The sequence below is a fragment of the Micromonospora palomenae genome (genome assembly GCF_007829925.1).
GTDB classification, from domain to species: domain Bacteria; phylum Actinomycetota; class Actinomycetes; order Mycobacteriales; family Micromonosporaceae; genus Micromonospora; species Micromonospora purpureochromogenes.
On record NZ_VIXA01000002.1, the window covers coordinates 972,682 to 997,012 of the forward strand.

A 24,331-nucleotide genomic window follows, 5' to 3' on the forward strand; every position below is an offset into this window, starting at 1 on the left:
CGGTGCCGCTCGGGGTGCCGGGCGGCGCCGGTGGTGCTACGGGTGGACGGTCGCGCCGCCGGGAGTGGCGACGAGCGGTGGGGCGGTGTGCCCGAGGGCGTCGGAGGGCTGGTTCGTGACCCGCCGCCCCACTCCTTCGAGCACGTGCTTGCCGATCAGGTTCCCGGCCGGCAGCTCGATCGGGTACTCCCCGTCGAAGCAGGCGCGACAGAGCCGGGTCTTGGGCTGCTCGGTCGCGGCGATGAGACCCGGGAGCGAGACGTACCCGAGGGTGTCGGCGCCGATCGACCGGCGGATGCCCTCGTTGTCCAGCCCGTTGGCCAGCAGTTCGGCACGGGTGGCGAAGTCGATGCCGTAGAAGCACGGCCAGTTGACCGGCGGGGAGGAGATCCGCACGTGCACCTCCAGCGCGCCCGCCTCGCGCAGCATCCGCACGATGGCCCGCTGGGTGTTGCCGCGCACGATCGAGTCGTCGACCACCACCAGCCGCTTGCCCCGCACGTTCTCCCGCAGCGGGTTGAGCTTGAGCCGGATGCCGAGCTGGCGCAGGGTCTGCGACGGCTGGATGAAGGTGCGCCCGACGTACGGGTTCTTCATCAGGCCGGCGCCGTAGGTGATGCCGGACTCCTCGGCGTACCCGATCGCGGCCGGCGTGCCGGACTCCGGCACCGGGATCACCAGGTCGGCCTCGACCGGGTGCTCCTTGGCGAGCTGGCGGCCGATCTGCACCCGGGCGGAGTGCACGTTGCGCCCGGCGATGGTGGCGTCCGGGCGGGCGATGTAGACGTACTCGAAGAGGCAGCCCTTGGGCTCCGGCGCGGCGAACCGGGCCGACCGCAGCCCGTCGGCGTCGATGGCGATCAGCTCACCCGGCTCGACCTCGCGGACCACGCTGGCGCCGACGATGTCCAGCGCGGCCGTCTCGCTGGCGACCACCCAGCCGCGCTCCAGCCGGCCGAGCACCAGCGGGCGTACGCCGTGCGGGTCGCGGGCCGCGTAAAGCGTCGACTCGTCCATGAAGACGAAGCTGAACGCGCCCCGCAGCTGCGGCAGCACCTCCAGCGCGGCGGCCTCCACGGACAGGTCGGGGCGGCTGGCCAGCAGCATGGTCACCAGCGAGGTGTCGTTGGTGGCGCCGTCGGCGACCAGGCCCCGCTCGGCGACCTCCTTCTGCAGCTCGGCGGTGTTGACCAGGTTGCCGTTGTGGGCCAGCGCGATGGTGGTGCCGGAGGTGGTGGACCGGATGGTCGGCTGGGCGTTCTCCCAGGTCGAGCCGCCGGTGGTGGAGTAACGGGCGTGCCCGATCGCGACGTGGCCGCGCAGGCTCGCCAGCGTCGGCTCGTCGAAGACCTGGGCCACCAGACCGAGATCCTTGTAGACCACGACGCCGGAACCGTCACTCACCGCGATGCCGGCGGCCTCCTGGCCCCGGTGCTGGAGCGCGTAGAGGCCGAAGTAGGTCAGGTTGGCGACCTCTTCGCCGGGGGCCCAGACACCGAAGACGCCACAGGCGTCCTGCGGGCCGGGTCGTTGGGGATCAAGGTCGTGGCTCAGCCGGCCGTCGCCTCGGGGCACCCTGCCGCTCCCTCATGCTGGTCTGGACTGGCCTGGCGGAATCAGAGGTGCTGATCCGCGTTCCTCGGCCGGGACCACTGTCGTCGCCTGACAGTGTACGCGAATGGCAGTCGATACAGATAGTCACGATTTGCCTCCAGCGCGTCACCACGACGGCCGTGGAGTCGCTGCTAGAGAGGTAGATGCGCGGAGAGGTCCGCCCGGTTCCCACTCACCTGTACGCGACCCTCGGTGACGGCTTCGGCCCACGAGAGCCGTCCGGTCGCCAGCGCCAACCAGGTCGCCGGATCCATCTCCACCACGTTCGGCGGGGTGCCACGGGGAGTGGAGGATTGTCGAAGCTGGCGCTAAAGCCTTCTTTATCCCAGGTCGGGGCGTCGGCCTCGGGTGGACGCTCGTGAGGGCCGCACGCTGCAGCAGGCCGATGCTCCGAGCGAGGCCCTCCGGAACAAGGCGGTGGCCCGTTCCAGTAGTGGTGACCAGGCTGAACATCGCTGTGGGTGGCGGGGTTGACCCGTCGGAAGTGTCCAAAATCCCACGGGTCACCGCTTGGCGTGAAGCATCCGCTTGTCGAATCGCGGCCTCCGCCGTCGGGTCGTATCGTCCCGTCGTGTCCTCTCCGCACATTAAGTCCGCCGCGGGTCGCGGCGGCGTTGTCGGCGCTCGACGAGGGGCGTACGCCCGATCGGCCGGTGTACCGAGACGCGGTCCGTGCCTTGTTGGCCGCCCTCGCGGAGCGCGCCCCCGGCCGATCGGTTGAGGTGCGTGTCCCACCTTACGGTGCAGTTCAGCGCCTTCCGGGCCCCCGACACACACCTGCACGCCCTCCAGACCAATCCGCGCTTCCCGTTCGGCGATCACCGTCTCTAGCGCCGCCAGCTACCCCAGCAACTTCCCACGCAGGCGGACGAGTTGACCACCCACTCGACAGGGTGGCAGGCGCGTCAGACTCCCCGGCATCCTGACCGACAACTCCGTCAAAGACCAAAGCCATCGCTCGCAACTCGTCGGCTCGGGCGGCATTCCGGGGTCGGACTCATAACCCCTGAGTCATAACAGCATAAATTGGACTGTATAGCGAAGTTGATCGACGCCTGCTAGTCTTTCCGCAGGCACCCCCGGCCATGGTTTCGGGGCGCACCTATCGACAGGTGACCGGATCCAAAAATGCGACAGGAGGGCAATTGAACAGCCAGCAAAAGACCCGCACGAGTATGGTGACGGCCGCACTTACAGCCGTGATCCTGGCCGCTTCGCCGGGGATGGCGCACGCGGAGGGCGCCACCTCGCAAGATGGTCCCTCTGTCGCACTCAAGTCGCTGATGGCAATCTACCCGGGGTCTGCACCAGTCAGTGCAGACACGATCAAGATCGAAGAAGGAGTCCTCCTCTCCCTCCCACAGGGTCACAACCGAGACGTACCGGTCACGCGGGAGGGGGCAGCAGCGCAGCCATCGACACAGTCCCCGGATTCACGCCGAACCGCCCTTGCAAATCGTGCCGCTGGCGAGAAAACGGGAATGGCGACGACCGCTGCAGCAGCGGACGGGCCGGTCCTCGCCGGCTGCTCCTATGGTTATTCATGCGTCTATTCCGACAATAATTGGGCCGGCTACAGGCTCAGCTTCTACACGTGCGCACTTCGCGACCTCAGCAAGTATGCGTACCCCGGAGGTGGGTACTGGAACGACAAAATGTCGTCCTACTCAAACAACCAGACGAGGGGCACGCGAAGCGGTTACTACATTTACTCCAGCGCCAACAGCGCATGGTACGAGCAGTTCACTTCCGTCGCACCATACGCTGCCGGGAGCATCCCCTCGCCGTGGAACAACGGCCTCGATGGCATAAAGGTTTGCTAGAAGTGAGGGCGTAAGAGTAAAGGGAAAGAACAAGGCGACATAGCTCCGCGGGCCGGACCTGCTCCTCCTTACGACTCGCCTTACAGGTAAGGCGAGTCGTAAGGGGGAGCGCACGGTCGGGGTGAGGCGAAAGCTACTGGCTACGCTGGGCAACACTTCCGCCGCACTCGCTTGCTACTCAACTTCGGCAAGCAGGGGCAGATAAGAAGAGATGTCACCCCGGGGTCCACTGGCCCGCACCCGACCTTCGGCAAGGGCCTGCACCCACTGGAGCCGACCTGTGGCGAGGAGCAGCCAAGTTCGAGGGTCCATCTCCACCACGTTCGGCGGGGTGCCCCGGGTGTGTCGAGGGCCCGGAAGGCACTGAACTGCACCGTAAGGTGGGACACGCACCTCCACCGATCGGCCGGGGGCGCGCTCCGCGAGGGCGGTCAACAAGGCACGGACCGCCTCTCGGTACACCGGCCGATCGGGCGTACGCCCCTCGTCGAGCGCCGACAACGCCGCCGCGACCGCGGCGGACTTAATGTGCGGAGAGGACACGACGGGACGATACGACTCGCTGGCGGAGGCCGCGACGCTGGCCCTGGGTCGCGCTGATCCGGTCAGACAAGGCATAGTTGCCGACGGCGTATTCGTACCGTGATGATTCCGGGCCCACCCGGCCCGGGAAGTCAGTCCGGAAGGCGGTGGACGTGTCAACACACCGACGTGCCTGGAAGCAGCGGGCCGGTGTGGTCGTAGCGCTGGTTGCCGGCGCCGTGCTCACCGTCCCCGCAACACCAGCCCTCGCAGCCAAGATCACATCTTCTGACGGCTCGGTCACCATCGACGCCGGCGGCTCCCCCGGCCGCATCAGCGTCCAGGTCAACCCGGAGGGCGACGAGAAGACGGCGAACATCAGCATCACCGGTCTTCCGGCCGGCGTCTCATGCGGCGGCTGCGGGGAGGTCGACTTCGGCCTGATTCCCGGGCAGCAGCGCGTCAATCTGACCCTCTCGGCCAGCGACGACGCGCCGGCAGCCAACGGGACCCGGGCGACCGTGCGCGTCGAAGGCAGCGGCGGCTCCGACTCAAAGCCGCTCAGCGTGACCGTGAAGGCCAAGGCGGCCCCGACGACCGCCCCGCCGCAGAACCAGACGGTCAAGTCGATCAGCGGCAAGGTAGTGGTTGCTGCGAACGGGGACCCCGTCCCGAATGCTTTCGTCATGCTCCAAGACAGCACGGGCAAGCGCTTCGACGCCACCAGTGACGCCAGTGGGAACTTTCGAATCACCGGCAGCGCGGAGAAGCCAATCGCTCCGGGCCGACTGGAGCTCGGCGCGAGCAAGGACAACATCGTCGCGACCAAGACGCTCAACGCGAGCGCCGGGCAGAGCCTGACCGGCCAGCGGATCGCCCTGGCGATCAAGGTCGAGGTCTCCCCGAGCGCCACGCCGTCGGCCACCGAGGAGCCGCTGCCCACCGACGAGGTGACCGAGGAGGCCGCCGAGGAGAGCGCCGAGGCGGCTGCTCCCGGGCAGTCCCAGGCCGCGTCCGACGGCGGCGGCGCCACCTCCTTCATCATCATCCTGCTCGGCGGCCTGCTCGTCGCGGCCGGCGTCGGCACGATCGTGCTGCTCTGGATGCGGCGCAAGAACGCCGACGAGGAGGACGACGACGCCCCGGCCGGCGCCGCCGCCGCGGGTGCGGTTCCCGGCGCGCGGGGCGCGTTCCGGGGGGCCGACGACCAGACCCGCGTGGTCAACCGGGTCGGGGCGGCCGGGCCGGACCCGACCATGGTCGGCGGCACCTCGCTCAGCGACGCGCCGACGATGATGCACCGCCCGATCGTGGACGACGTCCCGCCGGACCCGTACGGGGCTCCGCCGCAGCCGTACGGCGCCGCGGGCGCCGCGGCGGGCGGCTGGGCCGGCAGCGGCTACGGCGACGAGCCCGCCCAGGGCGGCTACGGCCAGCAGGGCGGCTACGGCAACGCCCCGTCCTCCGGCGGCGGCTACGGCACCGCGCCCGCCTCGGGTGGCGGCTACGGCGGCGCCCCGTCCGCCGACGCCGGTTACGGCGCGGCCGGCGCGGCGGCCGGCGGCTACGGCAACGCTCCCGCCTCCGGCGGCGGCTACGGCAGCCGGGACTACAGCGCTCCGGCCGGCGGCCCGAGTTACGCCGGCCAGGAGCAGGGTGGCGGCTACGGCGAGCGCTACGACGAGCCCACCGGCCGGTACACCGGGGAGAGCACCGGCGCGTACGCCCCGGCGGCCGACCCGTACCCGACCAGCACCTACCAGCCCGAGCAGGGCCACGGCTACGGCCAGCCGGACCCGGCGCCGTACGGCCGGGGCCAGGAACCGGCCGGCGGCTACGGCGGCGGCAACGGCTACGGCGCACCGGGCGGCGGCTACGACGCCGGCGGCCAGCAGCCGGGCTACGACAACGGCTACGGCGCTGCCCAGGGCGGCTACGACCAGCAGGGCGGCGGCTACGGCGCCGGCCAGGGCGGGTACGACCAGCAGGGCGGCTACGACCAGCCGGCCGGCGGTTACGGCGCCGGCCAGGGTGGCTACGGCCAGCAGGGCGGCTACGACCAGGAGCCGCCGCAGCAGCGCACCGGCGGGTACGACGACCGGGGCTACGACCAGCAGCAGGGCGGTGGCTACTACGGCGACCAGGCCCAGGCGGGTCGGGCGCGGCCGGACGCGGCGCCGCAGCAGGACCGTGGCGGTCGTCGCCTCGACTGGCTGGACGACTGACCCCAGGGACCGACGTGGAAGGGCCGCCCGGAGCACCGGGCGGCCCTTTCGCATTGCCTGGTCAGGCGGCGGAGAAGACGCCCTGGCGCAGCAGCGGCACCACCTCGGAGACGCCGACCCGCACGGCGACCTCCACGTCGCCGGCGAAGCCGCCCTCGATCAGCTCCCGACCGGAGACGCAGCCGCGTACGGCCGCCGGAACGTCAGGGGTGCTGGCCAGCGCGGCGAGCGCCATCGCCGCCTCCACCGAGAGCCCACCCGGTACGCCGGAGAGGGCGTCCAGCACACTCGCCGCGCCCAGCTGGTCCTCCACGCAGGGGCGCAGCGAGCCGTCCGGCCAGCGTTCACCGGCGGCCACCACACCCACCGGGGCGTCGGTCGAGCCGTACCCCTGGCGGCGCAGCCAACGCCCGACGGCGCGGGCGTTGCGCAGGCACGCCGCGACCACCGGCAGGCCGGTGGCGCTGGCGGCGGCGCTGATGGCGGAGCCGTTCGGCGACGGCAGCACCAGGTCGGTGACGACCGGCGCCGTGCTCAACGCCGCCGGCGAGAGCGACCACGGGTGCTCCGGGGTGGTCTGCCGGCGGCCCACCGCGGCGACCGCGCCGACCCGCCGCGCGAAGTCCGCCGCCTGCTCACCCCAGGGGAACGGGTGCACCCGCATGCCCCGGCCGACCGCAACCTCGACGGCGGTGGTGAACGAGAGCACGTCCACCACCACCAGCACGGCGCAGACCCGGCCGAGCTCGGCCGCCCCGGTCAGCCCCCAGTCGAACCGGGCGCCGGCACCGGGTTGGGCGTAGACGGCCCCGGCCAACGCCTCAGCGCTTATCGGGCGCGGAGGGCTGCTCGTCGTCACCCGGGTCGGCCGGGGCCGCCGGAGCGTCGGGAGCCGTCGCATCTGCGGTGACCTCCGTGGTCGGACGCTCCCGCTCCGCCGCCTCGACGGCGGTGGGCTCGGCGACGGTGCCTTCGGCCACGCTGGCCTCGGGCTGGGGCGACTCGGCGGCGGCGGCCGGCTCCGGCTGCGCGTCCTCGTCGGCCTCGGCCCGCTCGGCCTCCGCGTCGGCGGCGGTCGGCACGTCCACCGGCTGCACGGCGGTGGCCGGCGCGACGGTGGTGGTGCCGGTCCGGGTCGCCTCGACCTCGACCTGGGCTGCCTCCACGCCACCGAACAGCCGCGGCAGAGTGGCGGTGTGCACCTCGCGCAGCTCGTCCAGGCCGATCCGGAACTGGCCGTGCACCTCGAGGGCGCCGCCCGCCGGGTCGGTCACGCCGATCAGCTCCCACGGCACACCACGCTCACCGCAGAGGGCGGTGAACGCCTTCTCACGGCCGCGGGGCACCGAGACCAGCACCCGGCCGGCCGACTCGCTAAACAGGAAGACGAACGGCAGCGAACCGTCGGCGAACCGCTCCGGCACGGCGATCCGGGCGCCGACCCCGCGCCGCAGGCAGGACTCGACCAGGCTCTGGGCGAGACCACCGTCGGAGAGGTCGTGCGCGGAGCTGAGGAGACCCACCCGGGCCGCCTCCGCCATCAGTTCGGCCAGCACCCGCTCGCGGGCCAGGTCGACCTGCGGCGGCATGCCGCCCAGGTGCTCGTGGGTCACCCAGGCCCACTCCGAGCCGGAGAGCTCGACGTGCGTGTCACCGAGCAGGAAGAGCTGGTCGTGGTCGCCACCGGCCCGCGGGGCGAAGCCCATCGGCACCCGGTCGGCGACGTTGTCCAGCACGCCGAGCACGCCGACCACCGGGGTCGGGTGGATCGCGGCGGCGCCGGTCTGGTTGTAGAAGCTGACGTTGCCGCCGGTCACCGGGATGCCCAGCTCGAGGCAGCCGTCCGCCAGGCCGCGCACGGCCTCGGCGAACTGCCACATCACGCCCGGGTCCTCCGGCGAGCCGAAGTTGAGGCAGTTGGTCACGGCGATCGGCTTCGCGCCGGTCACGGCCACGTTCCGGTACGCCTCGGCCAGCGCCAGCTTGGTCCCGTTGTACGGGTCGAGGCGGGCGTACCGGCCGTTGCCGTCCACCGACAGGGCCACCCCGAGGCCCGTGCGCTCGTCGATCCGGATCACGCCGGAGTCCTCCGGCTGGGCGAGCACGGTGTTGCCCAGCACGTACCGGTCGTACTGCTCGGTGACCCAGGTCTTGTCGGCCAGGTTCGGCGACGCGATCATGCGGAGCAGGGTCTCCCGCAGCGCCTCCGGCGTGCTCGGCCGGGGCAGCGTCTCGGCCCGGTCGGCCTGGAGCAGGATCAGGTCGGCCGGCTCGCGCATCGGGCGGGCGTAGACCGGGCCGTCGTCCACCAGCGAACCCGGCGGCACGTCGACCACCACGTGGTCGTTCCAGGTGACCAGCAGCCGGCCCGGCTGCCCGTCGGGGGACGGCGCGGTGACCTCACCGATCGCGGTGGCTAGCACGCCCCACTTGTCGGCGGTCTTGAGCACCGCCTCCAGCTTCTCCGGGGCGACGACCAGCAGCATCCGCTCCTGGGACTCGCTGGCCAGGATCTCGTGCGGCTCCATCGAGGGCTCGCGCAGCGGCACCCGCTCCAGCCACACCCGCATACCGGTGCCGGCGGAGGCGGCGGTCTCGGTGAGCGCGCAGGTCAGGCCGGCGCCGCCCAGGTCCTGGATGCCGACTACCAGCTCGGCGTCGTACAGCTCCAGGCAGGCCTCGATCAGCAGCTTCTCGGTGAACGGGTCACCCACCTGCACGGACGGGCGGCGCTGCTCGCTGCCCTCGTCGAAGGTGGCGCTGGCCAGCACCGACACGCCGCCGATGCCGTCCCGGCCGGTCTTGGCGCCGAGCAGCACCACGATGTTGCCCGGGCCGGTGGCGTCCTTCTTCTGCAGCCGGTCGACCGGCAGCACGCCGAGGCAGAGCGCGTTGAGCAGCGGGTTGCCCTGGTAGCAGGGGTCGAAGACCAGCTCGCCGCCGATGTTGGGCAGGCCGAGGCAGTTGCCGTAGCCGCCGACGCCGGCGACCACGCCGGGCAGCACCCGGGCGGTGTCCGGGTGGTCGGCCGCGCCGAAGCGCAGCGGGTCCATCACGGCGACCGGGCGGGCGCCCATGGCGAGGATGTCCCGGACGATGCCGCCGACACCGGTCGCCGCGCCCTGGTACGGCTCGACGAAGCTCGGGTGGTTGTGCGACTCGACCTTGAAGGTCACCGCCAGCTCGTCGGAGATCCGCACGACGCCGGCGTTCTCACCGATGCCGGCGAGCAGCCGGTCGCTCGGCGGGGCCTTCTCGCCGAACTGGCGCAGGTGCACCTTGCTCGACTTGTAGGAGCAGTGCTCGCTCCACATGATCGAGTACATCGCCAGCTCGGACTGGGTGGGGCGCCGGCCGAGGATGTCCCGGATCCGGTCGTACTCGTCGTCCCGCAGGCCCAGCTCGGCGTACGGCTGAAGCTCCTCGGGAGTGCCGGCGGCCTGCGACACGGTGTCCACGCCGGCGGTCCAGTCGGCGGCCGGCGCCGAGCCGGCGTGCCGGCCCGCGTCGGCCGGGCCGCCCTGCGGCACCACGGTGGCCGCGCGCGGCTCAGTCGGGGCAGCCGGGAAGGCGCCCGGTGTCTCCCGTACGACCGGGTCCGGATGGGTGGTCATGACGTCTCCTCGCTGCGCTCGTGGCCGCCCGTCGGGCGGGGGAGCCGACCGATGATCCCGCCGCGCACGGTCACGCCGGCGCCCCCACCAGGTGCTTGAGCACCGAGGTGAAGAAGCCGAGACCGTCCAGGGAGGGGCCGGTGAGCGCCTCCACCGCGTGCTCGGGGTGCGGCATGATGCCGACCACGTTGCCGGCGGGGTTGGTGATCGCGGCGATGTCGCGCTGCGACCCGTTGGGGTTGCCGCCGACGTAGCGGGCGACGACGCGGCCCTCGCCCTCCAGCTCGTCCAGGGTCGCGGTGTCCGCGACGTAGCAGCCCTCGCCGTTCTTGACCGGGATCAGGATCTCCTGACCGGCCTGGAAGGCGTTCGTCCAGGCGGTGCCGGTCGACTCGACGCGCAGGATCTGGTCCCGGTTGCGGAAGTGCAGGTGCTGGTTGCGGGTGAGCGCCCCGGGCAGCAGGTGGGCCTCGCAGAGGATCTGGAAGCCGTTGCAGATGCCGAGCACCGGCAGGCCGCCCCGGGCCGCGTCCACGATCCGGTCCATCACCGGGGCGAACCGGGCGATGGCGCCGCAGCGCAGGTAGTCGCCGTAGGAGAAGCCACCCGGGAGGACGACGGCGTCCACCCCGTGCAGCTCCGCGTCGCCGTGCCACAGCCGGACCGGCTCGGCCCCGGCGATCCGTACGGCCCGGGCCGCGTCGCCGTCGTCGAGCGAACCGGGGAAGGTCACCACACCGACGCGGGCGGTCACGGGTGCGCGTCCACGGTCTCGTCCGCCTCGACCACCCGGACGGTGAAGTCCTCGATGACGGGGTTGGCGAGCAGCTTGTCGGCGATCTCGCGGGCCCGGTCCAGGTCCGGTTCGCCGGTGAACTCGATCTCGATCCGCCTGCCGATCCGGACAGAGGCGACGTCACTGACGCCGAGCCGCGGCAGCGCGTTTGCGACGGCCTGGCCCTGAGGATCGAGGATCTCGGGCTTGAGCATGACGTCGACGACGACGCGAGGCACTGGGCACTCCTGACTGTGTACGCAGTTGGGTGCCGGCCCACTACGGGCGAGCGCAGCCAGCGTACCTGGCAGATTCCGGTCCGGACGCACCGGCCGGGGGCAGTTCAGGCAGTGATCGACATAACGACCCGTCCCGACGGAGGGCCGATGCGTGTTCGTTGCCGGGCCGATGCGGTTTCGTTGCCTGCCGTGCCGGCGGACCGCCGTCGCCACCCCGCTGACCAGGCAAATCCCGGGGAGAGTTCGCCAGGGCTGACCGGTTCCCGACAAACACGGACGAGCAGGCCCCGAGCCCAGGGCGTCACATCCGTTAATCTCGATTAACTCTTGTGAACGGAACTCGCGGGCTCTAGCCTACATCGGCAGATGTCGATGCTTTCGACGTCCCCGGCGGGTCACCCCCCCACCCGCCGAGGCCGACTCCCCGGCGACCCCGGGCCCCCGATCAAGGAGTTCCCCCATGCGCCTCCGCCCCCTGCTCGCGGTACTGACCACCGCGCTCGCCGGCGTCCTCGCCACCGCCTCCGGCGCCACCGCCGCCCCGGCCGGCCCCCAGCCGATCATCGGCGGCAACACCGTCTCCTCCGCGCCGTGGGCCGCGGCGGTGTTCAGCAACGGCTCGTTCACCTGCTCCGGCAGCGTGATCTCGTCGCAGTGGGTGCTGACCGCCCGGCACTGCATCAGCGGCTCGATGTCCGTCCGGGTGGGCAGCGTCTACCGCTCCTCGGGCGGCGTGACCCGCACCGTCAGCGCCACCTACAGCCGCTACGACCTCGCCCTGATGCGCCTGTCCAGCCCGGTCACCACCAGCGCGGTGACACTGGCCAGCAGCAACCCGCCGGTCGGCTCCACCAACACGATCTACGGCTGGGGCCAGACCTGCTACAGCGGCTGCTCGGCCTCCAGCCAGCTCAAGACCGCCTCGGTCCAGGTGACCAGCACCAACGTCACCGACGCGTACGGCGGGCAGGCGATCCGCAGCACCGAGATCAGCGGCAACGCCTGGCGCGGTGACTCCGGCGGGCCGCAGTTCTACAACGGCCGGCAGGTCGGGGTCGCCTCCACCGCCGACGGCGTGAGCATCCAGAACTACGGCAGTGTCGCGTACAACCGGGCCTGGATCACCTCGGTTTCCGGTGTCTGACGGTTAGCGCCGTGGCGGCGCGGATGGCCGGCCGAGCGCCCGCCGTCCGCGCCGCCTCGTTTTGCAGCATCCGATCAGGTGAACACGGCTCGCGAACGGCCCGGGCGCGGCCTGACAGCATCGGAACCGTGCTGGTCGTGACGACGGATCAACTGCCTGGCTACGAGATCCGCCAGATCCTCGGCGAAGTGGTCTCATCGATGGCCCGGACGCGCAACCCGTACCGCGAGGGGGTCAAGAACCTGCGCGGTGGCGCGTACGACCCGATGGCGCCGGACAACCTCACCCGGTGGCGGACCGACTCGGTGGCCCGGCTCGGCGAGGAGGCCCTCCGGCTCGGCGCGAACGCCGTGGTGGGGATGCGCTTCGACAGCCGCGACTGCGGCGAGATGTGGATGGAGATCTGCGCGTACGGCACGGCGGTGATCGTCGTACCCAAGGTGCCCGACGTCATGCCGAGCGACCAGCCGCTGGTCGCGGCGGAGACCGCCCAGGAGCCCGGCTTCACCGAGGCCCCCGGCGGCATCGCGGAGCCGGCGAGCGCCCCGAACCTCTCCTCCGCCGCCGACACCCCCACCCGCAACTCCTGACCGGGCCGGCGACGCCGCGCCTGATCCACCCCGGTCTGCGGCGGGTCGGGGTGTCCCGGCCGGACGACACCGCGACACGCCGCGAACGGGGGCGGTCTCGGAGGTCAGAGGATGGGCGGCGGGGAGTAGGTGGCGGCCTCGGGGTGGGCCGTCACGACCGCGGTGATGCGCTTGGTGACCGCGTCGACCTGGGCCTGGGCGGCGCCGGTGAAGGTGGTGGGGTCGGCGACCAGGGCGTCGATCTCGGCCCGGGTCAGGCCGAGGCGGCCGTCGGCGGCGAGGCGGTCGAAGAGGTCGTTCTCGGCGGCGCCCTTCTCCCGCATGGCGAGCGCGACGGCGACCGCGTGCTCCTTGATCACCTCGTGGGCGACCTCGCGGCCGACGCCCCGGCGTACCGCCGCCACCAGGATCTTGGTGGTGGCCAGGAAGGGCAGGAACCGCTCCAGTTCCCGGTTGATCACCGCCGGGTACGCCCCGAACTCGTCCAGCACGGTGAGGAAGGTCTGAAAGAGCCCGTCGGCGGCGAAGAACGCGTCCGGCAGGGCGACCCGGCGGACCACCGAGCAGGAGACGTCCCCCTCGTTCCACTGGTCGCCGGCCAGCTCGCCGACCATCGACAGGTAGCCCCGGATGATCACGGCGAAGCCGTTCACCCGCTCCGACGAGCGGGTGTTCATCTTGTGCGGCATCGCGCTGGAGCCGACCTGGCCGGGCTTGAAGCCCTCGGTGACCAGCTCCTGGCCGACCATCAGCCGGATCGTGGTGGCCAGCGAGGACGGGGCGGCGGCGACCTGGGAGAGCGCCGCGAGCACCGCCACGTCGATCGAGCGCGGGTAGACCTGCCCGACGCTGTCCAGCACCCGGCTGAACCCGAGGTGCCCGGCCACCCGGCGCTCCAGCTCGGCCACCTTCTCCGCGTCGCCGTCGAAGAGGTCGAGCTGGTCGGCGGCGGTGCCGACCGGGCCCTTGATCCCGCGCAGCGGGTACCAGTTGATCAGGTCTTCCAGCCGCTCGTACGCGATCAGCAGCTCCTCGGCGGCCGACGCGAAACGCTTGCCCAGCGTGGTGGCCTGCGCGGCGACGTTGTGCGAGCGCCCGGTCATCACCAGACCGGAGTGCTCGTGGGCGAGCCAGGCCAGCCGGGCCAGGGCGGCCACGACGCGGTCCCGGATCAGCTCCAGCGAGCGGCGCACCTGGAGCTGCTCGACGTTCTCGGTGAGGTCCCGGGAGGTCATCCCCTTGTGCACGTGCTCGTGCCCGGCGAGCGCGCTGAACTCCTCGATCCGGGCCTTCACGTCGTGCCGGGTGACCCGCTCCCGCTCGGCGATCGAGGCCAGGTCGACGTCGTCGACCACCCGCTCGTACGCCTCGACCACCCCGTCCGGCACGGCCACGCCGAGGTCGCGCTGCGCCTTCAGTACGGCGAGCCAGAGCCGCCGTTCCAGCCGTACCTTCTCTTCTGGTGACCAGAGGGCGACCAGCTCGGGTGAGGCGTACCGGTTGGCGAGCACGTTCGGGATCGTCGTCACGTGCCTCATTCTCTCGTACGCACGAGCGCCGGCCACGCCGGGCGGGTGGTCAGGCCCCCTTCGCGGGACGGCTGAAGGATGATCGACCCGGTGTCGGCGATATGGCGGAATGAGGAACGCTCCGAGACCGCCACCTCGCCGACCTGGGGTGGATCAACGTCGGCAGCGCGGGTCAGCTCGGTGCGGGGCGGCCGGTGAGCGCCCGCCACAGTCCCGCGCACGCCTCCTCCTCGGTGTCGAAGACCTGCCGCACGTCCCGCGTCCCGCGCTCGTACAGGCCGATCTCCCAGCGCCCACCCGCCGACCGACGCAGGAACCAGAAGTCGGGCGGCACCGGCACGTGCTCGTGCACCCCCTCCAGCTCGAAGGCGTCCGGCGACAGTCCCGTCGCCAGCAGGGCGTTGCGCACCTCGTGCCGATCCACTCCCGACCTCCCGCTCCGCACCGGCCGCTCCGGCGGTCGCCGCTGCGGTGACCGCCCGTTGGGTCAGCAGACGTGGACGGCGGGAACGCCGCCACCCGTGCCACCCCGCCGGGGCACGCCGTCGGTCACGCACTCCCCGGCGGTGCCGGCCAGGGACTCCTCCACGAGGAACTGGTGGTCGACCAGCCACTGCACGGTCAGGTTCGCACCGGCCTGCGGCAGGTAGGCCGGGTTCAGCTGGAACTGCGTGCCCAGGCCGGGCTGGGCGAACCACGGCGCGGTCGGGCCGGAGTCGACGTCGAACGGCTTGAGCACGCAGTAGGTGTGGTAGTTGGCCAGCGGCGCGGCCGACGGAAGCGCCGGCCGCGGTGCGGGAAGTGGCGGCGTGTCGAGGCTCTGCGGTGCCAGGGACCGGGCGCTGACCGGGGTGCCGAGCGGGGCCAGGAACGCGCCGCCGGCGAAGCCGAAGCGGTCCAGGCGGTACCCGGCCAGCAGGGTCTGCCGGGTCTTCAGCGGCGTGCCGTCCGGCGCGACGACGAAGCCGTTGGCCGGCGGGAAGACGTACCCGGCGGGGGCGCCGGTGGTGTACCGGGCCAGGAACCGGCTCTGGGTCAGCCCGCCGAAGCGCTGGTAGCCGGCGAGCAGCGGCCCGAGCGGCGACGCGGTCGGCAACCGGGCGGGGCCGAGCAGCGGGTTGTCGTCGAGGTACCGGGTGGTCGGCGGCGCGCTCGGCGGCAGGCCGGGACGGCAGAGGCGCGGCCCGGCCGGCGGCTGCGGCTGGTCGGCGCCGGAGCGGACACCAGGCGCATCGCCGGGACGGCCGGCGGCGTCGCCCGCTTCGGGTGCGGCGTCGTCGGGGCGGGTGCCGGCCCGCGCGACCACGTCGGGCGCGGCGGCCTGATCGGCGGGCCCGGGAAAGAGGATCAGCGCCGCGCCGGAGAGCAGGGCGAGCAGCCAGCGTCTGCGGTCCACGACGAACCTCCCGATGAAGGACGGTCAACGCCTTCATCGTCGGGAGGGCGGGGCGGGAATGTGAGCCTTTGTGCCCTTTGCCGCCGAAAGAGGGACCGCTACCCGCTCGTCCCGTGGACGAGCGGGTGGCCAGGCGGAACGGTCAGCGCTCCAGGATCGCGGTGACGCCCTGCCCGCCCGCCGCGCAGATGGAGATCAGCCCCCGGCCGCTCCCCTTCTCGGCGAGCAGCTTCGCCAGGGTGGCGACGATCCGGCCGCCGGTGGCGGCGAACGGGTGCCCGGCGGCCAGCGAGGAGCCGTTGACGTTGAGCTTGTCGCGGTCGATGGACCCCAACGGGGCATCCAGGCCCAGCCGGTCCTTGCAGAACTCCGGCGACTCCCAGGCGGCGAGGGTGGCCAGCACCTGCGAGGCGAACGCCTCGTGGATCTCGTAGTAGTCGAAGTCCTGCAGCGTCAGCCCGGCCCGGGCGAGCATCCGGGGCACCGCGTACGCGGGGGCCATCAGCAGCCCCTCGTCGCCGTGCACGAAGTCGACGGCGGCAACCTCGGACCAGGAGAACCAGGCCAGCACCGGCAGGTGGTGCTCCCGGGCCCACTCCTCCGACGCGAGCAGCACCGCCGACGCGCCGTCGGTGAGCGGGGAGGAGTTGCCTGCGGTCATGGTCGCCTGGTCGGCGTCCGGGCCCTTGGCGCCGAAGACCGGCTTGAGCGAGCCCAGCTTCTCCAGGGTGGTGTCCGGGCGGAGGTTCTGGTCCCGGGTCAGCCCCAGGTACGGCGTGATCAGGTCGTCGAAGAAACCCTTGTCGTACGCGGCGGCGAGCCGCTGGTGCGAGCGGAGCGCCAGCTCGTCCTGCGCCTGCCGGTCGATCTGCCAGCGCACCGCCGTCCGCGCGGCGTGCTCACCCATCGACAGCCCGGTACGCGGCTCGGCGTTGCGCGGGATCTCCGGCTTGAACGGCTGGTGCGGCCGCAGCTTGGCGGCGATCTTCAACCGCTCGCCGAGGGTGCGGGCGGAGTTGAGCTTGAGCAGCGTGCGGCGCATGTCCTCGTTGACCGCGAGCGGCGCGTCGGAGGTGGTGTCGACGCCGCCGGCGATGCCCACCTCGATCTGCCCGAGGGCGATCTTGTTGGCGACCAGGATGGCCGCCTCCAGGCCGGTGCCGCAGGCCTGCTGGATGTCGTACGCCGGGGTGTGCGGGTCGAGCTTCGAGCCGAGCACCACCTCGCGGGTGAGGTTGAAGTCCTTCGCGTGCTTGAGCACCGCGCCGGCGACCACCTCACCGACCCGCTGCCCGGCCAGGCCGAACCGGGCCACCAGCCCGTCCAGCGCCGCGCCCAGCATGTCCGCGTTGGACGCGTTCGCGTAGCGGGAGTTGGACCGGGCGAAGGGGATGCGGTTGCCGCCGATGACCGCGACCCGCCGGATGCTCTGCACGATCCCGCCTCCGTTTCAGGACTTGCCCACAACCTACTGGCCAGTAGGCTACGCCTATGACCGACAGGTACGCGAGCTTCGTCCAATCGGGGGCCGGCCGCGCGCTGGTCAAGCGCCTCGGGCTGCCCGATCCGCCGCGACTGCGCCGGCACACGCCCGGCGACCCGCTCGTCCCCGGGCCGGTGCTGCTCGGGACGGCCACCGGGGGCCGGCTCGCCGAGCCGGTCGGCAAGATCCTGACCGCCGCCGCGGTCGAGCTGCGCGATCCGGCCGCCGTCGACGCCACCGCGCGCTTCGGCGCCCTGGTGTACGACGCCACCGGCATCACCGACTCCACCGGCCTGCGCCAGCTGTACGACTTCTTCCACCCGCAGGCCCGCGCGCTGTCGCCCAGCGGCCGGGTGATCGTGCTGGGCACCCCGCCAGCGGAGTGCGACTCGCCGCGCGAGGCGACCGCCCAGCGGGCCCTGGAGGGGCTGACCCGCAGCATCGGCAAGGAGTTCGGCCGCGGCGTGACCGCCCAGCTCGTCTACGTCACGAAGGAGGCCGGTGACACCTCGGACGGCCCGGACCTCTCAGCCGGCACCCTGATCAGCCTCGAATCGACCCTCCGTTTCCTTCTCTCGGGCCGGTCCGCGTACGTCTCGGGGCAGGTGGTCCGGGTCGGCGCCGGCACCGCCCAGCCGCCGGCGGACTGGGACCGCCCGCTCGACGGGCAGGTCGTCCTCGTCACCGGCGCGGCGCGGGGCATCGGCGCGGCGCTGGCCCGGGTGCTCGCCCGCGACGGCGCGCAGGTCGTCGCGCTGGACATCCCGGCCGCCGGCGACGAGCTCGCCGCGGTGGCCAACGAGATCGGCGGCAGCGCTGTCCAGCTCGACCTGACCGCCCCGGACGCTCCCACCCGGCTCGCCGAGCACCTCGCCGGCCGGCACGGCCGGGTCGACGTGGTGGTGCACAACGCCGGCATCACCCGGGACAAGACGCTGGGCCGGATGGACGCCGACCGCTGGGACCAGGTGCTCGACGTCAACCTCTCCAGCCAGGAGCGGATCAACGACGTGCTGCTGGCCCGCGACCTGATCCCGGCCGGCGGCCGGATCGTCTCGGTCTCCTCGATCGCCGGCATCGCCGGCAACCGGGGCCAGACCAACTACGCCACCAGCAAGGCCGGCGTGATCGGGCTGGTCGAGTCGCTGGCCCCGGCGCTGCGTGGGCGCGGGATCAGCGTCAACGCGGTCGCCCCCGGGTTCATCGAGACCCGGCTGACCGCGCGTGTCCCGCTGACGCTGCGCGAGGCGGGCCGCCGGATGAACAGCATGTCGCAGGGCGGCCTGCCGGTGGACGTGGCCGAGACGATCGGCTGGCTGGCCTGGCCGGCGTCCGGCGCGGTCAGCGGCAACGTGGTCCGGGTCTGCGGCCAGAGTCTGCTGGGGGCGTGATGGCGAGGAAGAAGCGGCCGGAGGACGGCCCGGCGGAGAACCTCTCCGTCCACGACCTCATCGACGGGCCGACCGAGGTGATCTCGGCGGCGGACTTGGCCGCCGTCCGGGCCGCCTCGTCCGAGCACGACGTGAGCCTAGAAGCCACCCACGACCTGTCGGCGTACGCGACCACGGACCTGTCCGCGCACGCCGCCCCGGCGGCGCGGGCGCGGGTCGAGCTGCCCCGGATGCCCGCGCCCGGCGCGCTCTACCGCCGGGCGCTGCGCGACGCGGTGCCGGTCATCGGCCGGTCCCGCCGCCCGGACGCCCCGCCGCAGGTCGAGCTGGCCGTCGCCGGCGTCACCGTGGACCGCGCGCACCTCGCCGACTACGACCGGGTCTGCGGGTTCCGGCTCTCCGACCGGCTGCCGGCGACGTACCCGCACGTGATGGGTTTTCCGCTGTCGCTGCGGCTGATGACCACGCCGGAGTTCCCCATCGCGCTGACCGGCGTGGTGCACGTGGGCAACCGGATCACCGTGCACCGCCCGATCGAGGCCGGCGAGACGCTGGACTTCGTCACCCACGCGGAGAACCTCCGGCCGCACGAGCGGGGGCGGCAGGTCGACGTCGTCCTGGTCGGGTCGGTCGGCGGCGAGGAGGTCTGGCGCGGCGTCTCGACGTACCTGGGCAAGGAGCGCACGCCCGGCGGCGGTGAGCGGCGCGAGCGGGGTGAGCGGCCCGCGCCGCCGGCTCCCACCGCCCGCTGGCGGGTCGAGCCCCGGGTCGGTACGGACTACGCCCGGGTCTCCGGCGACCACAACCCGATCCACACCTCCCGGCTCGGGGCGCGGCTGCTCGGCTTCCCCCGCCCGATCGCGCACGGGATGTGGAGCAAGGCCCGCTGCCTGGCGGCGCTGGAGAGCCGGCTGCCGGAGGCGTACACGGTGGACGTGGCGTTCAAGCTGCCGGTGCCGCTGCCCGGCACCGTCGCCTTCAGCGCCACCCCGGCCTGGGACTTCGCCCTGCACGACGCGCGGACCGGCCGTCCGCACCTGGTCGGCACCGTCCGCTGAACGACGGGGGCGGGTGCGGCGGCGGTCGGCGGTGGCCTGATCCGCCGACTCGGCCCGGGGGCGGTGGTCGAGCCCCGAGCATGAGGGCATGGAGTCCGTGCTCGACCTGCTCCACCACACGGTCACCTCGCCGTGGGTGTACCTGGTGATCATCGTGGTCACCGCGGTCGACGCGTTCTTCCCGGCGGTGCCCGGCGAGACCGTGGTGATCACCGCTGGGGTCTTCGCCGCCGGCGGTGAGCCGAACATCGTGGCGGTGATCGTGACCGCCGCGCTCGGGGCGCTCGTCGGTGACCACATCTCCTACGGCATCGGCCGGGGTGGCGGCGCGCACCGGCTGGCCCGTCTCCCGGCGGAGAGCCGCCGCCGGACCAGCTCCGAGTGGGCCCGCCGGGCCGTGGACCGGCGCGGCGGGATGATCCTGATGACCTCCCGGTACGTGCCCGGCGGCCGCACCGCGGTCACCCTGACCATGGGCGCGGTCCGCTACCCGCTGCGCTACTTCCTGCTCTTCGACGCCTTCGCGGCCGGCACCTGGGGGACCTACTGCGCCCTGCTGGGCTACTTCGGCGGCCTGGCCTTCGAGCGCGACCCGATCAAGGCCCTGCTGGCCGGCGTCGCCCTCTCCCTCGCCGTCACCGGGCTGGTGGAGTCGGTCCGTTGGGTGCGTCGCCGCGCCCACCGCCGCGCCGTCGCCCGCCGCTGACCGTTGCCCGCCGCTGACCGTCGCTTCCCGGCGCGGCCGTCAGGCCGCCGGGGGTCGCCAGGTGGCGCCGCGCAGCAGTTGGCCGGCGCCGAGCCAGGCGACGTTCATCATCCGGGTGGCGGTCTTCTCCGGGTCGGCGTCGGGGTGGTCGGCGAGCCAGTCGGCCAGCGACTCGGTCGCGCCGACCAGGGCGTACGCGACGACCTCCAGGTCGGTCTCACCCACCTCGCGCCCGTCGGCGCGCAGCGCGTGGTCGAGCATCCCGGCGACCACCTCGACCAGCCGGGCGCGCATCGTGGCCAACTCCGCGGCGAACGGCTGCGAGCCCCGGGCCTGCCGGTAGAGCACCGCCCAGCCGTCCCGGTGCGCCCCGACGAAGCCGAAGAAGGCGCGCAGCCCCCGCCAGAGCCGCTCGTCGGCGGGCAGGTCCGGGGCGGCGGCCCCGGCGATCGCCTCCATCATCCGGGTGCCCTCGCGGTGCAGGCAGGCGACGAAGAGCTCCTCCTTGGTGCCGAGGTAGGCGTAGACCATCGGCTTGGAGATGCCGGCGTCCTCGGCGATCTCGTCCATGCTGGCGGCGTGGAAGCCGCGCCGGGAGAAGACCTTGACCGCCGCGTCGAGCATCTGCTGCTCGCGTACGGCCCGGGGCAGGCGCTTGAACGTAGGTGTGCTGGACACTCTTGCGAGCATACCTACTCGTGCGTAAGGTTACGCCCGAGTAACCAAAGTCGGCCCGCCCGAGAGGTGCATTCCCCCATGACTGACTTCGACCCGGCCAACTTCGCCAACGTCGGCCCCAAGGAGTTCGCGCAGCTGGTCAAGTCCACCCCCGATGACAAGATCGCCGAGGTGATGTCCGGCGACCTGCGCGGCAAGATCCTCAGCGAGGTCTTCGGCCGGATGCCGCAGCTGTTCCGCGCCGACCGGGCCGGTTCCACCAACGCGGTCATCCACTGGAACATCACCGGCCGGCCCGACGGTGGCACCGACACCTACGAGGTCGCCATCGCCGACGGCACCTGCACCGTCAACGAGACCCCGCAGCACGACCCGAAGCTCAGCCTCACCATGGGCCCGGTCGAGTTCCTGAAGATCGTCTCCGGTGGCGCCAACCCGGTGATGATGTTCATGACGGGCAAGCTCAAGGCCAAGGGCGACCTGGGCCTGGCGGCCAACATCGCCAACCTGTTCGACATCCCCAAGGCCTGACATGGCCGAGTTCTCGCTCGACCTGAACGAGGAACAGCGGGATCTACGCGACTGGGTGCACGGCTTCGCCGCCGAGGTCGTGCGCCCGGCCGCGGCCGAGTGGGACGCCCGGGAGGAGACTCCCTGGCCGATCATCCAGGAAGCGGCGAAGGTCGGCCTCTACGGCTTCGAGTTCCTCGCCACCTGCTGGGCCGACCCCACCGGCCTCTCCCTGCCGATCGCCAGCGAGGAACTCTTCTGGGGTGACGCGGGCATCGGCCTGAGCATCTTCGGCACCGGCCTCGCGGTCGCCGCCATCTACGGCGCGGGCACCCCCGATCAGATGGTCGAGTGGGTACCGCAGTGCTTCGGCGACGTCGACCAGCCCGCCGTCGCCGCGTTCTGCACCAGTGAGCCGGAGGCCGGCTCCGACGTCGGCGCGATGCGTACCCGGGCGGTCTACGACGAGGCCACCGACGAGTGGGTGCTGCGCGGGCAGAAGGCGTACGCCACCAACGGCGGGATCGCCGGGGTGCACGTGGTCACCGCCTCGGTCGAGCCGGAGCTGGGCTCGCGCGGGCAGGCGGCGTTCGTCGTACCGCCGGGGACCGCCGGGCTGAACGCAACCCGCAAGCTGCGCAAGCTGGGGCTGCGCGCGTCGCACACCGCCGACGTCTTCCTGGACGACGTACGGGTGCCCGGGCGCTGCCTGCTCGGCGGCCGGGACGCCCTGCTGGAACGACTCGACCGGGCCCGCTCCGGCCGGAAGGCCTCCGGCCAGGCCGCGATGCGCACCTTCGAGCTGTCCCGGCCCACCGTCGGCGCGCAGGCGCTCGGCGTGGCCCGGGCCGCCTACGAGTACGCCCTGGACTACGCGAAGGAAAGAGTCCAGTTCGGACGGCCGATCATCGAGAACCAGGCGGTCGCGTTCGCGCTGGCCGACATGAAGATGGAGATCGACGCCGCCCGACTGCTGGTCTGGCGGGCCTCCTGGATGGGCCGCAACAACCGCCCCTTCACCGCGGGCGAGGGCTCGATGTCCAAGCTCAAGGCGGGCGAGGTGGCCGTCGCGGTGACCGACAGGGCGGTGCAGCTGCTCGGCGGCGCGGGCTTCCTGCGCGACCACCCGGTCGAGCGGTGGTACCGGGACGCCAAGATCTACACCATCTTCGAGGGCACCTCGGAGATCCAGCGGCTGGTCATCTCCCGCGCGATCTCCGGCATGCAGATCCGCTGACCCGTCACCTTCGGTGGCGACGTCCGACACATCGGTATGTCCACCAGGTGGCCACATCTCGCACCGGTTGGGCTCCCGCAGGTATCCGGTGCATGATCGGAAGGTGACGTCCGGCTGAAGGGCCCCCGCGCGGGGGCCCTTCACGCTCACCCCCCGGAGAAGGAGGCGCCGCATGGACCTGCCGTTCGTCGTGGCCACGCTGACCCGGCGGGGGCTGCTCACCCCGGGCCGGCCGATCCGGGTCGCCTCCCAGCTCCAGGCGCTGCGCAAGTGGGGTTGGAGCCTCGCCGGCGAGCTGCGCCAGGCCGCCGCCCGCGATCCGGGCCGGGTCGCCGTCATCGACGAGCAGGGCGCCGAACTGACCTACCAGCAGCTGCTCGACCGGGCCGAGCGGCTGGCCCGGGCGATGCGGACCGGGCTCGGCGTACAGGCCGGCGACCGGGTCGGGGTGCTCTGCCGTAACCACCACGGGCTGATCGAGGCGGTCGTCGCCGCCACCGTGCTCGGCGCCGACGCGGTGCTGGTCAACAGTGGCCTCTCCGCCGCACAACTGGCCACCGTGACCGAGGAACAACGGCTCCGGGTGCTGGTGCACGACGACGAGTTCGCCGACCGGATTCTCGGCCTCCCCGCCGAGGTGCACCGGGTGGACGAGCGCGGCCTGGAAGAGCTGATCGCCGGCGCGCTCCCCGGCGACCTGCAACCGCCCGAGCGCGACGGCCGGACGATCGTGCTCACCTCCGGCACCACCGGCGCGCCCAAGGGCGCCCGTCGGCCCACTCCCAACGGCTTCGGCCCGCTGGTGTCCATCATCGACCGGATCCCGCTGCACACCCGGGACACCGTGATGATCGCCGCGCCGCTCTTCCACACCTGGGGGTACGCCGCCCTCCAGGTCGCCTTCGCGCTGCGCGCCACGATCGTGCTGCACCGCCGGTTCGAGCCGGCCGCCACGCTGGCCGCGCTGGTGGCCCACCAGTGCCAGGCGCTCTTCGCCGTACCCGTGATGGTGCAGCGACTGCTCGACGTGCCGCCGCCGGAGCCGCGGCCGCCGCTGAAGGTGGTCGCGGTCAGCGGCTCGGCGCTGCCCGGCGGGCTGGCGCCGCGGTTCATGGACGTCTACGGCGACGTGATCTACAACCTGTACGGCTCGACGGAGGTCTCCTGGGCCTCCATCGCCGGCCCCGCCGACCTGCGCGAGGCGCCCACCACCGCCGGCCGACCGCCGCACGGCACCCGACTGGAGATCCTGGACGACGACGGCCAGCCGGTGCCCGACGGGCGGATCGGGCGGATCTTCGTGGGCAACGAGATGCTCTTCGAGGGCTACACCTCGGGCGCGCGGCGGGAGACCCACGACGGGCTGCTGGACACCGGCGACCTCGGCCGGATCAACGCCGACGGGCTGCTCTTCGTCGACGGCCGCGCCGACGACATGATCGTCTCCGGTGGGGAGAACGTCTTCCCGTCCGAGGTGGAGGACCTGCTGGCCCGGCTCCCCCAGGTCCGGGAGGCCGCCGTGATCGGCGTACCCGACCCGGAGTACGGGCAGCGGCTCGCCGCCTTCCTCGGCCTGCACCCCGGCGAGGTGCTCGACCCCGAGGCGGTCCGCGAGTACGTCCGCCACTACCTGGCCCGGTTCTCCGTACCCCGGGACGTGATCTTCGTGAAGTACCTGCCGCGCAACGCCACCGGCAAGGTGCTGAGCCGGGAACTGCGCCGCTACTACGGCTGACCGGGGTACCCCCGAGCCACCGTCCCGGGTGCGCCGGGGGATTCTCCCCGATGCTCCCGGCC

20 protein-coding genes and 2 pseudogenes are annotated in these 24,331 nt (G+C 72.5%); 10 read left to right on the forward strand and 12 right to left on the reverse strand.

All coding sequences use genetic code 11. The annotated features are described in order from the left end of the window. Window positions 1-36: 36 nt before the first annotated feature. Together purF and FHX75_RS30795 are read right to left on the reverse strand one after the other, a co-directional pair. Window positions 37-1,575 (reverse strand): amidophosphoribosyltransferase, encoded by a 1,539-nt coding sequence (gene purF / locus FHX75_RS15635; protein ID WP_154940668.1) that lies wholly within the window; start codon window positions 1,573-1,575, stop codon window positions 37-39. A 170-nt stretch (window positions 1,576-1,745) separates the two neighbouring features. Continuing rightward, a pseudogene (locus tag FHX75_RS30795) lies at window positions 1,746-1,895 on the reverse strand (sterol carrier family protein); the annotation flags it as partial. A 279-nt stretch (window positions 1,896-2,174) separates the two neighbouring features. Between FHX75_RS30795 and FHX75_RS31645 the strand changes: the two are divergent. Beyond that, window positions 2,175-2,408, forward strand: a pseudogene (locus FHX75_RS31645) (sterol carrier family protein); the annotation flags it as partial. 1,203 nt (window positions 2,409-3,611) lie between these two features. On the opposite strand, the gene FHX75_RS15650 reads toward FHX75_RS31645, so the two are convergent. Continuing rightward, window positions 3,612-3,980, reverse strand: a complete 369-nt coding sequence (locus FHX75_RS15650) for a sterol carrier family protein (RefSeq protein ID WP_154940672.1) — start codon at window positions 3,978-3,980, stop codon at window positions 3,612-3,614. Window positions 3,981-4,132: 152 nt separating this feature from the next. Here FHX75_RS15650 and FHX75_RS15655 point away from each other — a divergent pair, with 152 nt between their 5' ends. Beyond that, a complete protein-coding gene (locus FHX75_RS15655; RefSeq protein ID WP_154940674.1) occupies window positions 4,133-6,184 on the forward strand; it encodes a carboxypeptidase-like regulatory domain-containing protein in 2,052 nt (683 codons plus the stop codon). Between the two features lie 61 nt (window positions 6,185-6,245). Here the strand turns inward: FHX75_RS15655 and FHX75_RS15660 are convergent, their stop codons facing one another. The 4 genes from FHX75_RS15660 to purS form a co-directional block, all read right to left on the reverse strand. Continuing rightward, window positions 6,246-7,001, reverse strand: coding sequence for a 2-phosphosulfolactate phosphatase (locus FHX75_RS15660; protein WP_170285379.1), 756 nt, complete (start codon window positions 6,999-7,001; stop codon window positions 6,246-6,248). Between the two features lie 4 nt (window positions 7,002-7,005). Next, window positions 7,006-9,798, reverse strand: a complete 2,793-nt coding sequence (gene purL, locus FHX75_RS15665; protein ID WP_154940679.1) for a phosphoribosylformylglycinamidine synthase subunit PurL — start codon at window positions 9,796-9,798, stop codon at window positions 7,006-7,008. Window positions 9,799-9,868: 70 nt separating this feature from the next. Then, entirely contained in the window at window positions 9,869-10,552 is a 684-nt protein-coding gene (gene purQ, locus FHX75_RS15670; RefSeq protein WP_154940681.1) for a phosphoribosylformylglycinamidine synthase subunit PurQ, read from the reverse strand. Then, a complete protein-coding gene (purS, locus tag FHX75_RS15675; RefSeq protein ID WP_088959474.1) occupies window positions 10,549-10,812 on the reverse strand; it encodes a phosphoribosylformylglycinamidine synthase subunit PurS in 264 nt (87 codons plus the stop codon). The genes purQ and purS overlap by 4 nt, the downstream gene beginning before the upstream one ends. 460 nt (window positions 10,813-11,272) lie before the next feature. Between purS and FHX75_RS15680 the strand changes: the two genes are divergently transcribed. After that, window positions 11,273-11,956: a S1 family peptidase gene (locus FHX75_RS15680; RefSeq protein WP_154940682.1), complete on the forward strand. Its 684-nt coding sequence runs from the start codon at window positions 11,273-11,275 to the stop codon at window positions 11,954-11,956. Window positions 11,957-11,979: 23 nt separating this feature from the next. After that, the gene (locus tag FHX75_RS15685; RefSeq protein WP_088964305.1) at window positions 11,980-12,546 is read left to right on the forward strand and encodes a YbjQ family protein; all 567 of its coding nucleotides are present in this window, start codon (window positions 11,980-11,982) and stop codon (window positions 12,544-12,546) included. 104 nt (window positions 12,547-12,650) lie between these two features. Here the strand turns inward: FHX75_RS15685 and purB are convergent, their stop codons facing one another. The 4 genes from purB to FHX75_RS15705 all read right to left on the reverse strand — a co-directional run bounded on the left by purB (window position 12,651) and on the right by FHX75_RS15705 (window position 16,906). Continuing rightward, window positions 12,651-14,075 carry an adenylosuccinate lyase gene (purB, locus tag FHX75_RS15690; protein WP_154940684.1) on the reverse strand — a complete coding sequence of 475 codons (1,425 nt, stop codon included), beginning with the start codon at window positions 14,073-14,075 and terminating at the stop codon, window positions 12,651-12,653. 172 nt (window positions 14,076-14,247) lie between these two features. Beyond that, window positions 14,248-14,499, reverse strand: a complete 252-nt coding sequence (locus tag FHX75_RS15695; RefSeq protein ID WP_154940686.1) for a hypothetical protein — start codon at window positions 14,497-14,499, stop codon at window positions 14,248-14,250. Window positions 14,500-14,562: 63 nt separating this feature from the next. Next, on the reverse strand, window positions 14,563-15,471 hold the full coding sequence (locus FHX75_RS15700; protein ID WP_154940688.1) for a TNT domain-containing protein: 909 nt from the start codon (window positions 15,469-15,471) through the stop codon (window positions 14,563-14,565). A 142-nt stretch (window positions 15,472-15,613) separates the two neighbouring features. Next, window positions 15,614-16,906, reverse strand: coding sequence for an acetyl-CoA C-acetyltransferase (locus tag FHX75_RS15705; RefSeq protein ID WP_154940690.1), 1,293 nt, complete (start codon window positions 16,904-16,906; stop codon window positions 15,614-15,616). 56 nt (window positions 16,907-16,962) lie between these two features. On the opposite strand from FHX75_RS15705, the gene FHX75_RS15710 reads away from it, so the two are divergent. From FHX75_RS15710 to FHX75_RS15720, 3 genes are all read left to right on the forward strand, one after another. Beyond that, window positions 16,963-18,345, forward strand: a complete 1,383-nt coding sequence (locus FHX75_RS15710; RefSeq protein ID WP_154940692.1) for a 3-oxoacyl-ACP reductase — start codon at window positions 16,963-16,965, stop codon at window positions 18,343-18,345. Continuing rightward, window positions 18,345-19,403: a MaoC/PaaZ C-terminal domain-containing protein gene (locus FHX75_RS15715; protein WP_154940694.1), complete on the forward strand. Its 1,059-nt coding sequence runs from the start codon at window positions 18,345-18,347 to the stop codon at window positions 19,401-19,403. Before FHX75_RS15710 ends, FHX75_RS15715 begins: the two co-directional genes overlap by 1 nt. Before the next feature lie 88 nt (window positions 19,404-19,491). Beyond that, entirely contained in the window at window positions 19,492-20,109 is a 618-nt protein-coding gene (locus FHX75_RS15720; RefSeq protein ID WP_154940696.1) for a DedA family protein, read from the forward strand. 39 nt (window positions 20,110-20,148) lie between these two features. Here FHX75_RS15720 and FHX75_RS15725 read toward each other — a convergent pair whose 3' ends face one another. Then, window positions 20,149-20,787, reverse strand: a complete 639-nt coding sequence (locus tag FHX75_RS15725; protein ID WP_211364477.1) for a TetR/AcrR family transcriptional regulator — start codon at window positions 20,785-20,787, stop codon at window positions 20,149-20,151. Between the two features lie 78 nt (window positions 20,788-20,865). Between FHX75_RS15725 and FHX75_RS15730 the strand changes: the two genes are divergently transcribed. The 3 genes from FHX75_RS15730 (at window position 20,866) to FHX75_RS15740 (ending at window position 24,269) form a co-directional block, all read left to right on the forward strand. Continuing rightward, a complete protein-coding gene (locus tag FHX75_RS15730) occupies window positions 20,866-21,318 on the forward strand; it encodes an SCP2 sterol-binding domain-containing protein (protein WP_154940700.1) in 453 nt (150 codons plus the stop codon). Window position 21,319: 1 nt separating this feature from the next. Continuing rightward, the gene (locus tag FHX75_RS15735) at window positions 21,320-22,534 is read left to right on the forward strand and encodes an acyl-CoA dehydrogenase family protein (RefSeq protein ID WP_154940702.1); all 1,215 of its coding nucleotides are present in this window, start codon (window positions 21,320-21,322) and stop codon (window positions 22,532-22,534) included. Window positions 22,535-22,706: 172 nt separating this feature from the next. Further along, complete coding sequence (locus tag FHX75_RS15740; RefSeq protein WP_154940704.1) at window positions 22,707-24,269, forward strand: AMP-binding protein; 1,563 nt, start codon at window positions 22,707-22,709, stop codon at window positions 24,267-24,269. Window positions 24,270-24,331: the final 62 nt, after the last annotated feature.